Genomic DNA, 13,561 nt, shown 5'->3' with positions numbered 1-13,561 from the left:
GGCGCGACGGCGGCCGCCGGGGCGGGGCGGGTGCCCGCCGCCGGCCGCCCGGCGATCACGGCGGCGAGCCGCTGCAGGGACCTCTGCACGGCCTCGGCGAGGTTGCGGGCCAGCATCGCGCCCAGCGGGCCGTCCGCCGTGCCGCCCTCGACGCCGCCGTCGCAGCGCACCAGCGCGCCGCCCGCGGCGGGCGCGACGGACAGGTAGAGGCCGACGGCGATGCCCATCGGGCCGGTGCCGTCGAGCCAGATCGTGCGCGGCGGCTCGGCGCCGGTGACCGTCCAGCGCACCTCGCTGGGCACGCCCATCAGCTTGACGCCCTGCCGGAAGCGCGCGCCGGTGACGAGTTCGGCGGGCGGCGGCGCCGGCCAGCCGGAGTGCGCCACCAGCCAGTCGCCCATCCGGGCGGGGTCGGCGAGGACCGCGAAGACCCGGTCCGGTTCCGCGGCGACCCCGGCCGACGCGACGAAGGGGTGTGCGAAGACGCGCGGCTGCTCGACGGGAGGCGGGAGGCCGGGCGCCGGTGGCCGGCGGATCAACCGGCGCAGCGTGGTGCCGGCCACCGCCCGGCCCACGGCGAGGCCGGCACGGAGCCGCGCGAACGGGTGCGGCGCAGGCATCGACGCCTCCCTAACAGTCTGGCGTGACGGTATGTTAGTGAACTGGGTCACGGCAACCCCGGCGGAGAGCCGTTCTGGACCCAACTAACCGTCAAGGCGTACGGTAAGTGTCGTGGCAGCGGAACCGAGTCGGCGAACCCAGGCGCAGCGCCGCGAGACGACCCGGTCGAAGATCCTGGACGCCACGGTGCAGTCCCTGGTCGAGCGCGGCTACGCGGAGACCACCACCGCGGAGGTCCTGGCCCTGGCCGACGTGCCCCGCGGCACGCTGCTGCACCACTTCCCGACCAAGGTGGACCTCCTCGTCGCGGCCGTGCAGCACCTCTCCCGGCGGCGGCTGGACGTGCTGGCCGCCGAGATCACCACCGTCCGGACCGCAGCGCCCGCCGGCACCGACCAGTTCGACGCGCTGATCGACATCATGTGGCGGCACTTCTCCTCGCCGCTGTTCTGGGCCGCGCTCGAGCTGTGGACCGCCGCCCGCACCGACGCCGGCCTGCGCGCGGCGCTGATGCCGGTGGAGAAGGAGATGTTCGGCGTGCTGCACGAGCGCGCCCGGCACCTGCTCGCGGGGCCCGGCCCCGGCGACCCGCGGCTCACGACCGTGGTGCAGCTCAGCTTCGAGGTGCTGACCGGCCTCGCCATGACCGGCATCGTCAGCGGCGACCTGGCACACCGCGAGGTGCTCATCCGGCGCTGGAAACGCGCCGGCGCCATCCTGCTCGGCCGGCGCGACCCGGACACCCTGGTCGAACGCGGCTCAAAGGAGATCTGACATGGACGACGGGCTCTTCGAGACGACCGAGCGCAAGGCGCTGCGCCAGGCGACCGCGCAGTTCGTGCGCCGCGAGATCGCGCCGCACCTCGACGACTGGGAGCGGGCCGGCGAGATCCCGCGCGACCTGCACCGCCGCGCCGCCAAGGCCGGGCTGTACGGCGTCGGCTTCGCCGAGGAGCACGGCGGCGACGGCGGCGACACCGTCGACACGGTCGTCACCACCGAGGCCTTCCTGGAGGCGGGCGGATCGTCCGGCTGCCACGCCGCGCTGTTCACCCACGGCATCGCCCTGCCGCACATCATCGCGGCCGGCGACGCCGAGCTGATCGACCGGTTCGTCCGGCCCGCCCTGGCCGGCGAGGTGGTGTGCTCGCTCGGCGTCACCGAGCCGGACGCCGGGTCGGACGTCGCCGCCCTGCGCACCACCGCGGTCCGCGACGGCGACGACTACGTCGTCAACGGCGCCAAGATGTTCATCACCTCGGGCACCCGCGCCGACTTCGTCACCACCGCGGTGCGCACCGGCGGTCCCGGCGCGTCCGGCATCAGCCTGCTCGTCATCGAGCGGGACACGCCCGGCTTCGCGGTGTCCCGCAAGCTGAACAAGATGGGCTGGCTCTGCTCGGACACCGCCGAGTTGTCGTTCACCGACTGCCGGGTGCCGGCGCGCAACCTGGTCGGCGCCGAGAACGGCGGGTTCATGCTGATCGCCCAGGTGTTCGTGCCCGAGCGGATCATCGCGGCGGTGCACGCCTACTCGGTGGCGCAGCGGTGCCTGGACCTCACCCTCGAGCAGACCCGCGCCCGCGAGACATTCGGCAAGCCGCTGATCGCCCGGCAGGTGGTGCGCCACAAGCTCGTCCAGATGAGACAGCGCATCGAGCTGGCCCGCACCTACACCCGGCTGGTGGCGGCCCGGCACGCGGCGGGCGAGCCGGTGCCCGGCGAGGCCTGCCTGGCGAAGAACGCCGCGGTGGAGGCCTGCAAGTACGTGGTCGACGAGGCGGTGCAGTTGCACGGCGGGATGGGCTACATGCGCGAGACGGAGGTGGAGCGGCACTACCGCGACACCCGCATCCTCGGCATCGGCGGCGGCGCCAGCGAGGTGATGACAGACCTGGCCGCGAAGATCTTCGGGTACGACCACTGAGGCGCGACGACCGCCCAGCGGGTACCAAGATCGGTGACACCGACTGCGGGGGCTGATGCGGGGCGTTAGCGTGGACTCGTCGACCGGCGGGAGAGCGCATGAGCATGGAAAAGGTGGTCTTCGGGTTCTTCGTCCTGTTGGCGGCGACCCTGAACTTCGGCTTCTTCATCGGTGACATCGACAACCCGGCGCTGCACAACGAGTACGAACTCTTCGCCGCCGTCGTGGTGAACCTGATCGCCACCGTGCTGAAGTTCGGCGACCGTACCCAGATCGGCGCCGTGCACCTGGCCACCAGCCTGGTGGCCGACCTCCAGCTCATCGCCGCCACGATCGCCTGGGTGTACGCCACGCAGGTCTCCGCGGCCGGCCTCGACCCGGCCTCGACCGCCAGCGTCGTCTCGCTCTCCGGCGGGGCCCTCGTGGCCAACGTGGTCTCGGTGGTGCTGCTGGTCACCGAGACCGTCTCGTTCCAGCGGCGATGACGGCGCGGACCGGGCCCCGCGAGGCGCGGCGGTGGATCCGGACCGCCACCGCCGGGCAGGGACCGCCGACCGTCTTCCTGGTCCTGCGCCGCATGCGGGCGCCGCTGATCGTGCTGATCGTCATCTTCTCGGTCAGCGTGCTCGGGCTGACCCTGGTGCCGGGGCAGGACGCCGATGGCCGGGTCACCCACCTGAGCGTCTTCGACGCGTTCTACTTCATGAGCTACACCGCCACCACGATCGGGTACGGCGAGATCCCGCACGCGTTCACCGACGGGCAGCGGATGTGGGTCGTCGCGAGCATCTACCTGACCGTCATCGGCTGGGCGTACGCGATTGGCTCGCTGCTGACCCTGTTGCAGGACCGGGCGTTCCGTCAGGCGCTCGCGCTGCAGCGGTTCATCCGCACGGTGGCCCGGCTCCGCGAGCCGTTCCTGCTGATCGCCGGGTACGGCCAGACCGGCCAGCTGCTCGGCCGCTCGTTCGACCTGCTCGGCCGCCGGTTCGTGGTCATCGACACGAACAGCGAGCGGGTCGACGCGCTGGACATCGACGCCTACCACGCGGACGTGCCGGGGCTGGCCGGCGACGCCGGCAACCCGCAGACGCTGGAGCAGGCCGGGCTCGGCCACCCGTACTGCGAGGGGGTGCTCGCGCTCACCGACGACGACGAGGTGAACCTGGCGGTCACCATGGCCGCCGCGCTGCTGCGCCCGGAGCTGCCGGTGTACGCCCGCACGGTGGCGCCGTCGATCGAGCACCGGATGACCGCGTTCGGCTCGCCCACGGTCGTGAACCCGTTCGACCGCTACGGCGATCACCTGCGGATCGCGCTGCGCGCCCCGGCGTCGTACCAGTTGATGTCCTGGCTGGAGAGCGGGCCGGGCGCCGAGCTGCCGCCGCGGGGCACGCCGCCGGGGGCCGGCCGCTGGGTGCTGTGCGGCTACGGCCGGTTCGGCCGGGAGCTGATCGAGGACCTGCACGCCGAGGGCATCGAGGTGACCGTGGTGGACATGGCGACCGCCGCGAAGCCCGAGCCGTCGATCGTGGTCGGCGACGGCTCGGAGCCGGGCGTGATGACCAGCGCCGACCTGGAGCACGCCGTCGGTTTCGTGGCCGGCACCGACAACGACACCACCAACCTCTCGCTGGTCGCCGCCGCACGCCGGATCAGCCCGGACCTGTTCGTGGTGTCCCGGCAGAACCGGCCGGAGACCGCGCCGCTGTTCGCCGCCATGCGGGTGGATTCGCTGCTGGTGCCCGCCGATCTGGTGGCGCGCAGGATCTACGCGCAGCTGAGCACGCCGCTGCTGTGGCGCTTCCTGCTGGAGATGCCGGAGCTCGGCGACGAGTGGGCCCAGCGCATGATCCTGCGCCTGCGCCGGCACTGCGGCCGGCACCTCCAGGCGCTGTGGACCACGACGCTCGACGCGCAGGGGGCGCCGGCCCTCGTGCCGTGGCTGGGCGGCGGCGAGGTGACGCTCGGCGAGTTGCTGCGCGCCCGCGAGGACCGGGAGCGCCGCCTCGACGTGGTGCCGCTGCTGATCCTGCGCGACGACGAGGCCACCCTGGGGCCGGGCGACGACTTCCGGCTCGCGGCCGGCGACCGGCTGCTGTTCGCGGGGGAGCCGCGCGATCACCGCGCGCTGCTGGAGACCCTGCACATCGAGCACCTCAGCGAGTATGTGCTCACCGGCCGGCAGGTGCCGGCCAGCTGGTTGTGGCGGCGGCTGACCCGCACCCAGCTCAGCAACCCGCGAAGCTAGCCGCGACCGGTGCGGCACAATGCGCACGTGTTGTCCGACGAGCTCGACCCGCTGCCGTACCCGAAGCGGATCCCCGCCCTGCTGCGGCTGCTGCGCGAGCGGGACGACCCCGGGAAGGGGATCGCCGAGCTCGCGGCCGGCGGACCCTACGAGCGGCACCTGGCGGTCACCGCGGCCGCCGCGTTCGGCGCGCGCCCGGTCGTGGTCCGGGCCCTGAAAGACCCGGACCCTTCGGTACGCGCGGAAGCGGTGCGCCAGGCCCTGCGGCTCGGCTGGACGACGGGCGGGGAGCAGCTCGTCGACGCCCCGCCCGTGCTGCGCCGCCTGATCCTGCGTCTCCTGCGCGGGCAGCCCGGCTCCGGCGACGCGGTGATCGACCTGGTCCGCGACCGCTACGGCGACCGTGCGGCGGTGGATGCGCTCCCGGCCTGCCACGCGGAGACCGTCGCGCGGCTGCTCCCGGAGCTGGCGCGCTCGGTCGTCTCGTGGAAGATCCTGGCCCGGCGGCACAGCGCCGTCATCCTGGATTGGGCGAGCGACGGCCTGCCGGCCGGGGAAAGGCCGGTCTGGTCGCCGTTCCTGACCCCCGTCGGAGCGTGTGCCCGCGCCGAGCCGGTGCGGGTGCTCGAGCTGCTGGAGCGCCACGCCAACCACCCCCTGCCCGAGATCGACCTGACGCCGGTCGCCGCCCGGTTCCCGGCCCGGGTGGCGGCACTCGTGACAGCCCAGGGCGCGGGAGACGCCTACCGGTACGGGAGCACCCGGCTGCTGCGGCATCTCCGCACGCTCGGCGTCGACGACCTGGTCGCCCTGGACGGGCTCAGCGCCGAATTTCTGGGGCTGCTGCCGCCGGGCCGGCGTGCCGAGGTCTTCGCCGCGACGCCGCAGGAGGTTCCGTGGGAAGGCCGGGTCGAGCTGCTGCCGGAGCAGATCCGGCTGCGCGAGGTGCGCCGCGTGCTGGCGCTGCCGGAGATCGCGGCCGACGAGAGCGCCACCCGGCGGTGGAGCCGGTACCTGCCGGCCGCCGAGGCGCTGCCGATGCTCGACAAGGCCGCGGGCGACCCTTTCACGCACACCCGCGGGGAGGCGTACCGGTGGATGGTCGGGGTCGCCCGGCGCGAGCCCGCCGCGCTGCCGGAGGTGCTGCGGCGGCTGCTGCGGCTGCGCAACGAGCGCGCGGCGGTGCGGCTGCCGATGCTCGAGGAGCTGCGCACCCTGGTTCCGCACCTGGTCCCCGGGGCGGCGGCCGCGCTGACGGCGATCACCGACGCCGAGATCGAGGCCCGGGACGTCTCGCCCCGCAACCAGGACGCGCTGGTCGAGCTGGCCTACGCGGCCCTGGCCGGTGGCGACGGCGACGGCGAACTGGCCCGGTGGGCGCTGGGCATGATCGCCCGGCTGCCGATCCCGTGGGACCTCGACACCCCACTGCGCCGCGGTCAGGAGCACCTCGTCACCGCGGCGCTGCGCAGGCGGATCACGGCCGACCCCGACGAGTTGTTCAGGCTTGCCCGCCTGCTGGAGGCCCGGGCGCGCAACCTGCCCGAGCTGCAGGAACTGCTGCACCGCGCGGCGGCTCCCGCGGCACCGGCCGACGTCCGGAAGCAGGCCGTGGAGCTGTGGCTCGACGACCCCCGCACGCGTGCCGCGCGGGCCGCCGAGCTGCTGCGCGCGGACCCGGCGGCGGCGCGCCTCGCACCGGTGTGGCGTGAGGTGTCCGGCTACAGCACCGATCTGCTCGACCCCGCCCTGGCCGGGCCGCCCACGTACGTCCGGCGGTGGACGCCCCGGCAGCAGCGCGCCTACGCCGAGACCCTGGCCCGGGTGGCCGCCGACACCGGCCTGGAGCAGCGTTCCCGCACGGCGGCCCTGAAGAACCTGGCCCGGGTACCGGTCGCCGGCCGCGAGCTGCTCGCCGGCTTCCTCGACTCGCCCGAGGTACCCGTCGCCGAGGCCGCGCTGGCCGCGCTGCCCTGGACCGACCGGCCAGACGAGGCGCTCCCGGTGCTGCTCGGCTACGCGGGCGGGGACCGTGCCCGGGCCGCGCTGCCGGCCGCCGACCGCGCGGCCCGGTTCGTGAGCGCACCCGCCCTGCTCGCGCTGCTGCGCGGCGTCCTGCTCGCGCCGCCGTCGTCCCCGATCGGGGTGACCAGCCGCAAGGCCGCCGTCCGAATTCTCGCCAGGTACGGGCCGCCGGAGTCGCAGGCCCTGCTCGCCGAGGTGTGGCACGCATCCGGCACCCACCCGGACGTGCGAGCCGTCATCATCACCGCCGTGCAGGGAGCGCCTCCGTCACCGATCGCCTGGGAGCTCCTCACCGCGGCCGCGGGCTCCGGGCACCGCGCGGAGGTCCTGGCCCTGCTCGGCGCCTCCGCGCAGGAGCTGAGCGAGCCCGACCGCCGCCGCTTCGCGGCGCTCGTCGTCACGGCCTGCGCGAGCCCGGACCGGCAGATCTCGCAGGACGCGTTCTGCCGGCTCCGGACGTGGGCCCGCTGGGCGCCCGGCGCCGCCGACCTGATCGTCGCGGCCCTCGCCGACCCGGGCTTCACCGGCCCGGGCACCTACTGGCCGCAGCCCGCCCTGCGGTCGCTTGTCGAAGCCCTGCTGAGCCTCCCGAAGAGCCCCGGTCCCAGCGCTCTGCAACCCGTCTTCGACCGGCTCGTGGCCCTCGACCGGCAGGACCCGGGGCCGGGCACCCCGAGCCTCGACCGCCCGGCACGCCGCTGCGTGACCCGGATCGTGGGCGACGCGTCGCAATGGCAGGGACCGGGCGACCGTGAGCCCGTACGCGATGCGGCCCGCAAGCTGGCGTCCCACCCGGAGTTCCTCGGCGACGGGGCCGAACTGCTCATCGGGCTGGCGTACGGGGACCTGGCGCGGCTCACCGAGGTGGCCGACCTCGTCGCCGCCCGCCCGGCCCTCGCCGTGCGCCTCGCCGGGCAACTCGCCGACTGCGGCATGCGGGCCGACCGGATCGAGGCCGGCCTGGCCACGGCCCGGCGGCTGGCGGACCGCGGCGACCTGGCCGGCGGGCTGTTCGCGCTGGCCCTGGTCTCCGCCGCCGGCAGGTCGCAACGCTGGAGCGAGCCGTGCCAGGAGGCGCTGCACCACCTGCGCCGCCACCCGCACGCGGAGGTGGCGGACGCGTCCTACCGGCTGGACATGGCCGGCTGACCCCGGCCGCGCCGGAACCGGGGGCCGCCCGTCATGCGGCCGGCCGGGCCCAGCCGGGCTTGACCATCATCATCTGGGCCGTCTTGGCGGGATCCCGGTCGACCAGATCGCCCAGCAGCTCGTCGATCCGGGCCAGCACGGCCGGGTCCAGCCGGATCCCGGCCGCGGCCGCGTTCTCCGACACCTGCTCCGGCCGGGACGCGCCGATGATCGCCGAACTGACACCGTCGTTCTGCAGCGTCCACGCGATCGCGAGCTGTGCCATGGAGACACCGGCGTCGTCCGCGAGCGGGCGCAGTTGCTGCACCCGTTCCAGCAGGCGATCGCCGAGCACCCGGCCGATGAACCGGGGCGCCCGGCCCGCGCCGGTCGCCCGCGAGCCCGCCGGAGGCGCCTCACCCGGGCGATACTTCCCGGTCAGCACGCCCTGTGCGAGGGGCTGGAAGACCAGCTGCCCGATGCCCTCCCGCCGGCACAGCGGCAGCACCTGGGGCTCGATCACCCGCCAGAGCATGTTGTACTGCGGCTGATTGGACACGATCCGGCCGCGCAGCCCGAGCCGATCGGCAAGATCGAGCGCCGCCCGGATCTGGTCGGCCGTCCACTCCGAAACGCCCAGGTACAGCACCTTGCCCTGGCGGACCAGGTCGTCGAACGCGATGAGGGTCTCCTCGAGCGGGGTCCGATCGTCGAACCGGTGCGCCTGGTAGAGATCCACGTAGTCGGTGCCCAGCCGCCGCAACGAGGCCCGGCAGGACTCCATGATGTGTTTGCGGGACAGGCCGCGATCGTTCGCCCCGCTCCCCGTCGGCAGGCAGACCTTGGTGGCGATCTCCACCGATTCGCGGCGCACGCCGCGCAGCGCCCTGCCCAGGAGCTCCTCGGCGGCGCCCTGTGCGTACACGTCGGCGGTGTCGAAGGTCGTGATGCCGGCGTCCAGCGCCGCCCGGACGCACGCGACGGCGGCCTCCTCGGCCACCAGTTCGCCGTGGGTCAGCCAGTTTCCATAGGTGATCTCACTGATGCGCAGGCCGGTCCGGCCGAGCTGACGATGCTCCACGCTGGACGACGCTAGCACCCCGACGTAATGAGCGCTGTCCCCGCGAGTCCTTACCCGCCGATCTGTAGCCGCTCCGCCAGCCATGCTCGCAGATAGGCCTCGTCACGACGGCCGCTGTGTGTCGTCCACGTGATCAATCCGGCGAAGACCAGCATCATGCCCAGCGGAGGAAGACAGAGGAGAAGGTCCGCGCCGGTGACGTCGCCGCTCCAGGTCAGGGTAGCGGCCCGGCCCGCGAGGGTCAGGAAGGCGAGGGCCACGCCGGTGAACCACAACGCGCTGAACACCTTGACCAACGGTGCCCAGCCGAGGGTGCCGGCGAGCCGGGAGCCGGTACCGTCCGGCTCGAGGGTGCCCCGCAGCCACGGCCGCCACGAGTTCCGGACTCCCATCGTGGCGGCCACCAGCGAGATCCAGTGCGTGTCCACGTTGCCGATGACCCGGTATCCGTCCGCGACGCTGAAGTCGAGGAAGGCCTCCATGCCGGTGCTGCTGCCCTCGATCAACCGCGCCCGGGCCGCCTCCACGGGCAGCGGCGACACCAGCGTCACACGTTCAGATCGCCATGCCCGCAGCCAGCTCCTGATCCAATGACCCATGGCGGCATTGTTGACCATGGCCGCCACGCACGCCGAATCGGCGTCAGCCGGTGACCACCTCGTGCAGGCAGAGGATGTTGCCGTCGGGGTCCGCGAACCAGGCCGCCTTCTCCGCGCCCAGCACGCAGACGTGTTCGGTGGTCTTGAGCCCGGGCAGATCGTAGTCGGCGAACACCGCGCCCCGGCTCTTCAGGTCTTTGATCGACGCGCCGATGTCGGAGACCTCGAAGCTGATCGCCGTGTGCTCGGCCTGGGCGCCGGCCGGCTTCTCCATCAGGGCCAGCGTCGCACCGGCACCGACGTCGAACAGCAGCTTGCCGTCCGCCGCCGTGCCCCGATAGGACAATCCGAGCACGTCGCTGTAGAAGGTCCTGGCGACATCGGGCCGGGCCACGGGCAGGATCATGGTGACCGGAACGGCGGCAAGGGTCATGGCAGCCAGCTTTCTGAACGGGAGGTCCAGCGACCCCGTCACGCCTCACGAACGGTGCGCAATCACGGTATCGGGGAACCCCGCCGGCCCGCCTCCACCGTCACCCATGCCGGTGACCCTCGGCTCTCCTGAAGCTCCGTGCCGTGACCTGTCTGGATCAGCCCGGAGTTCGGGTCAGCGCAGCAATGCGCCCTAGGTGAGCGGGCGCAGGAAACGGCGGGAGCGGTCCCGGGTGTCCCGGTAGCCGAGGCCCTCGTAGAAGAGGTGCGCGGCGTGGCGGTGCCCGCCGCTGGTGACCTCCATGAACAGGCAGCCGGCGGCGCGTGCGCGGCCCTCGATCGCCGCCACCAGCGCGCGGCCCACGCCGCGACCGCGGGCCGTCTCGTCGACGACCAGGGCGACGAGCCGGCCGAACCTCCCGGTGACCTCGAGAATCGGAGTGACGTGCAGGGCCGCGACGCCGATCAGCCGGTCGTCATCGTCGGCGGCGGCGAGCAGGGCGCTCTGCGGGTCGTTCAGCCAGTACTCCAGGCGGCGGCCGACGTCCTGCTCGGTTGACGGATAACCGAGCTGGCCGAGCAGGACCGCGAGCCGTGCCTCGTCCCCATCATGGACACTGCGGATTCGCATGAGCAGCAAGCTACCCCTGACGGGCGGCCCGGGATCAGACCCAGCCGCGGCGGGTGGCGTGCACGCCGGCCTGGAAGCGGCTTGCCGTGTTCAGCCGCTCGGTCAGCGAGGTCATCATGCGCTGGACGCTGCGCAGCGAGATCGCGAGCTTGCGGGCGGCGGCCTCGTCGGTGTGACCGGCGGCCAGCAGCCGGATCAGCTCGCGCTCCTGCGGGGCGAGGCCGTGCTCGTTGACCGCCGCCTGGGTGCCGAACGGCGTGGCGATGCGCCAGATCATCTCGAAGAGCGCGAGCAGGCCGGCGATGACCCCGGAACTGCGCACCTCCAGCGCGCCGCGACGCGGGTCGTCCGGTTCGATCGGTACCAGCGCCGTCGTGCGATCGATGATGACCAGCCGCATCGGCAGCGTGGGAGTGGTACGCGACTGACCGCCCAGGTCCGCCATCGACCGTGCGTGTGCCAGCGTGGCCGGGTCGTTCCGGAAGCTCTCCAGGTAGACGTTGCGGATCTCGACACCTCGCTGCAGCGCGAGCTGGTTGAGCGGCGCCTCCGCCTTCAAGGTGTCCGGGCTCTGTGCGCCGCCGGTGCTGAAGGACAGGCACTCGGTGCTGGCCGTGTCGGCGAGTTCGGTCAGGCGTTCCCGTACGGCGTCCATGCCCTCCAGGACCTGGCCCTCGCCGGCGCGCTGTTGATCGTCGTGTGCGCCGGCGACGGCGGCGATGGCGGCCCTGGTCGCCTCCACCTGCCGTTGCCGGATCGCGATGTCCGACTCGACCTTGGCCAGCAGTGCCGACAACCCGGCCTGCGGCCGCACCGCCCGGGCCTGCCCGGCGCCGGCGTCGAGCTGAATCAGCGCGAGGTCGGCCAGGGTGTCCAGCGCCTGGCGCACCTGATCACCGGACTGTCCCAGGTGCTCGGCCAGGCCCGCGACGTTCAGGTCCGGCTGCTGCAGCATGGCCCGATAGACGAGCTCCTGTGGCCCGGACAGCCCTAACACTTCGAACATCAGCTCTCCCCCGTCCGTACAACTGACGTTGATCATTGTGTCGCACGGTGGACACCTTGTGGGGGTAGGTCCCGCGGCCTCGGCGGCGGCCGGTGGCGTCATCCCGCCCGGCGGTCTTACGCCAAGCCGATCTTGATGACATCGCCCGGCGGATCACCGATGCTTTGTGCAGCGCAGCGAAAGCCGCCGGAAACAACAATCACCAGTCATTACCACTTCCTTTGAGGACGGTGCCGCCATGTCTGTTTTCTCCGCTGCTGGAACTGCTTTCTCCGCTGCTGGAATTGCCGCGACCACGCTGTGCGGGCCGTCATTCGCCGAGGGATTCGGTTGGGGCCGGACGGTTTCGGTCAGGGTGGAGTGATGGTTGCGGCACTTGTCCGCATCGCGCCGCTCGCATCCGCCGGCCCCATGGAGCCGACGGAGATGCGGGACCTCGTCTACACGAACGCGGCGCCGGAGGATGGGATAGAACACGTTCGGGCCCGCCACGGTCCGCACGGCATCGACATTGTGGCCTTCCTCGACGGAGATGACGCAGCGGCGGCGGCCGACCGCCTGCGCGGCCTCGTCGAAAAGACAATTCACGCCACCGCGGCACTCCGCAATTGGCACGTCATCTGATTTCGATCCATTCCGCCACCAGCCGCCTGTCCTGAATCAGGCGGCCGGCCAACCACGCCTTAGAACGTCTTTCCACGATGAATGGAGCTCTTGTGAACACGTCGAAGATTCGCAGCATGCTGGTCGCCGCGGCCGGGATCACGGGTATCGCCCTCGGGTCGACTCTGGCGCCCGTCGCCGCCCTCGCCGCCCCGGCGGGCACCGACATCGCCGCGATCGCCAAGCGGGAACTGAACGACAGCAGCCGGAACTACGAGATCGGCACGAACTGCAGCTACTACGGCGGCGAGATGTTCAGCTGGCCGGCCTGCGGCGGCAAGTCCGGCTGGGGCGGTGGCGGCGGCGCCTACGCCTGGTGCGCCGCCTTCGCCAAGTACACCTGGCGGGAGGGGGGCGTGACCAGCAAGATGGGCGAGGTTACCGGCATGGCCGAATCCTTCAGGACGTACGGCAAGAACAACGACACCTGGCATGCACGCGGCAGTTACGTACCGAAGAAGGGTGACGCGGTCGTCTTCAACCACGACTCCGATGCCAACATCGACCACGTCGGCATCGTGACCTCCGTGTCGGGCAGCAACCTCGTCACCATCGAGGGCAACAGCAGCGACCGGGTGTCCAAGCACACCTACTACAGGTACGCGGAAAACTCTGCCATCACGGGTTTCACCACGCCGCTCGGCGTCAACGCCTCCGAGCCGGCGCCCGAGCCGGAGCCGGAGCCGTGGACCGCGGACGTCACCGGCGACGGATTCCACGACATGGTGGCCATCAAGACCGACGGCACGATGATGCTGTACTCGAACAACATCGTGCGGGACAACGGCACGCCGTACAGCTCCGCGTCGTCGCGTCAGATCGGTAACGGCTGGGACAACTTCGCCAAGGTCATTCCGGCCGATGTCACCGGCGACGGCTTCCGGGATCTGCTCGGCGTGAAGGCCGACGGAACGATGTGGCTCTACTCCAACAACATCGTGCGGGACGAGGGCGACGCGTACACCGCCTCCCGGCAGGTCGGCTCCGGGTGGAACAACTACGTGCAGATCATTCCCGCCGATGTCACCGGCGACGGCTTCACGGACCTGGTCGGTGTGAAGGCCGACGGAACGATGTGGCTTTACTCCAACAACATCGTGCGGGACAACGGCACGCCGTACAGCTCCGCGTCGTCGCGTCAGATCGGTAGCGGCTGGGGCAACTTCTCCAAGATCATGGCCGCCGATGTCACCGGCG

13 protein-coding genes are annotated in these 13,561 nt (G+C 72.3%); 7 read left to right on the top strand and 6 right to left on the bottom strand.

Going from position 1 to position 13,561, the window contains the following annotated elements; genetic code table 11:
* On the bottom strand, positions 1–620 hold a 620-nt coding region (locus AB0F10_RS21560), incomplete at its 3' end, for an SRPBCC family protein (protein ID WP_360627670.1).
* A gap of 112 nt (positions 621–732) precedes the next feature.
* Here AB0F10_RS21560 and AB0F10_RS21555 point away from each other — a divergent pair.
* From AB0F10_RS21555 to AB0F10_RS21535, 5 genes are all read left to right on the top strand, one after another.
* Entirely contained in the window at positions 733–1,395 is a 663-nt protein-coding gene (locus tag AB0F10_RS21555; protein WP_360627667.1) for a TetR/AcrR family transcriptional regulator, read from the top strand.
* Between the two features lies 1 nt (position 1,396).
* Complete coding sequence (locus AB0F10_RS21550) at positions 1,397–2,548, top strand: acyl-CoA dehydrogenase family protein (RefSeq protein ID WP_360627664.1); 1,152 nt, start codon at positions 1,397–1,399, stop codon at positions 2,546–2,548.
* Between the two features lie 98 nt (positions 2,549–2,646).
* Positions 2,647–3,033 carry a DUF6394 family protein gene (locus tag AB0F10_RS21545; RefSeq protein WP_360627661.1) on the top strand — a complete coding sequence of 129 codons (387 nt, stop codon included), beginning with the start codon at positions 2,647–2,649 and terminating at the stop codon, positions 3,031–3,033.
* A complete protein-coding gene (locus AB0F10_RS21540; protein WP_360627658.1) occupies positions 3,030–4,799 on the top strand; it encodes an NAD-binding protein in 1,770 nt (589 codons plus the stop codon). Before AB0F10_RS21545 ends, AB0F10_RS21540 begins: the two co-directional genes overlap by 4 nt.
* Positions 4,800–4,826: 27 nt before the next feature.
* A complete protein-coding gene (locus tag AB0F10_RS21535) occupies positions 4,827–7,973 on the top strand; it encodes a hypothetical protein (protein WP_360627655.1) in 3,147 nt (1,048 codons plus the stop codon).
* 31 nt (positions 7,974–8,004) lie between these two features.
* Here the strand turns inward: AB0F10_RS21535 and AB0F10_RS21530 are convergent, their stop codons facing one another.
* The 5 genes from AB0F10_RS21530 to AB0F10_RS21510 form a co-directional block, all read right to left on the bottom strand.
* Positions 8,005–9,033 carry an aldo/keto reductase family protein gene (locus AB0F10_RS21530; protein WP_360627652.1) on the bottom strand — a complete coding sequence of 343 codons (1,029 nt, stop codon included), beginning with the start codon at positions 9,031–9,033 and terminating at the stop codon, positions 8,005–8,007.
* 50 nt (positions 9,034–9,083) lie between these two features.
* Positions 9,084–9,575, bottom strand: coding sequence for a hypothetical protein (locus AB0F10_RS21525; RefSeq protein WP_360627649.1), 492 nt, complete (start codon positions 9,573–9,575; stop codon positions 9,084–9,086).
* A gap of 100 nt (positions 9,576–9,675) precedes the next feature.
* Positions 9,676–10,065 carry a VOC family protein gene (locus AB0F10_RS21520; protein ID WP_360627646.1) on the bottom strand — a complete coding sequence of 130 codons (390 nt, stop codon included), beginning with the start codon at positions 10,063–10,065 and terminating at the stop codon, positions 9,676–9,678.
* A 192-nt stretch (positions 10,066–10,257) separates the two neighbouring features.
* Positions 10,258–10,695 (bottom strand): GNAT family N-acetyltransferase, encoded by a 438-nt coding sequence (locus AB0F10_RS21515; RefSeq protein ID WP_360627643.1) that lies wholly within the window; start codon positions 10,693–10,695, stop codon positions 10,258–10,260.
* Between the two features lie 34 nt (positions 10,696–10,729).
* Positions 10,730–11,701, bottom strand: a complete 972-nt coding sequence (locus AB0F10_RS21510; RefSeq protein ID WP_360627640.1) for a LuxR C-terminal-related transcriptional regulator — start codon at positions 11,699–11,701, stop codon at positions 10,730–10,732.
* Between the two features lie 363 nt (positions 11,702–12,064).
* Between AB0F10_RS21510 and AB0F10_RS21505 the strand changes: the two genes are divergently transcribed.
* Positions 12,065–12,325, top strand: coding sequence for a hypothetical protein (locus AB0F10_RS21505; RefSeq protein WP_360627637.1), 261 nt, complete (start codon positions 12,065–12,067; stop codon positions 12,323–12,325).
* Between the two features lie 92 nt (positions 12,326–12,417).
* A partial coding sequence (locus AB0F10_RS21500; RefSeq protein ID WP_360627634.1) for an FG-GAP-like repeat-containing protein occupies positions 12,418–13,561 on the top strand: 1,144 nt, incomplete at its 3' end.

Source organism: Actinoplanes sp. NPDC026623 (assembly GCF_040638275.1).
Lineage (GTDB): Bacteria > Actinomycetota > Actinomycetes > Mycobacteriales > Micromonosporaceae > Actinoplanes.
Note: the sequence above shows the minus strand (reverse complement) of the source record. Positions and strands in the feature narration are given on the sequence as shown.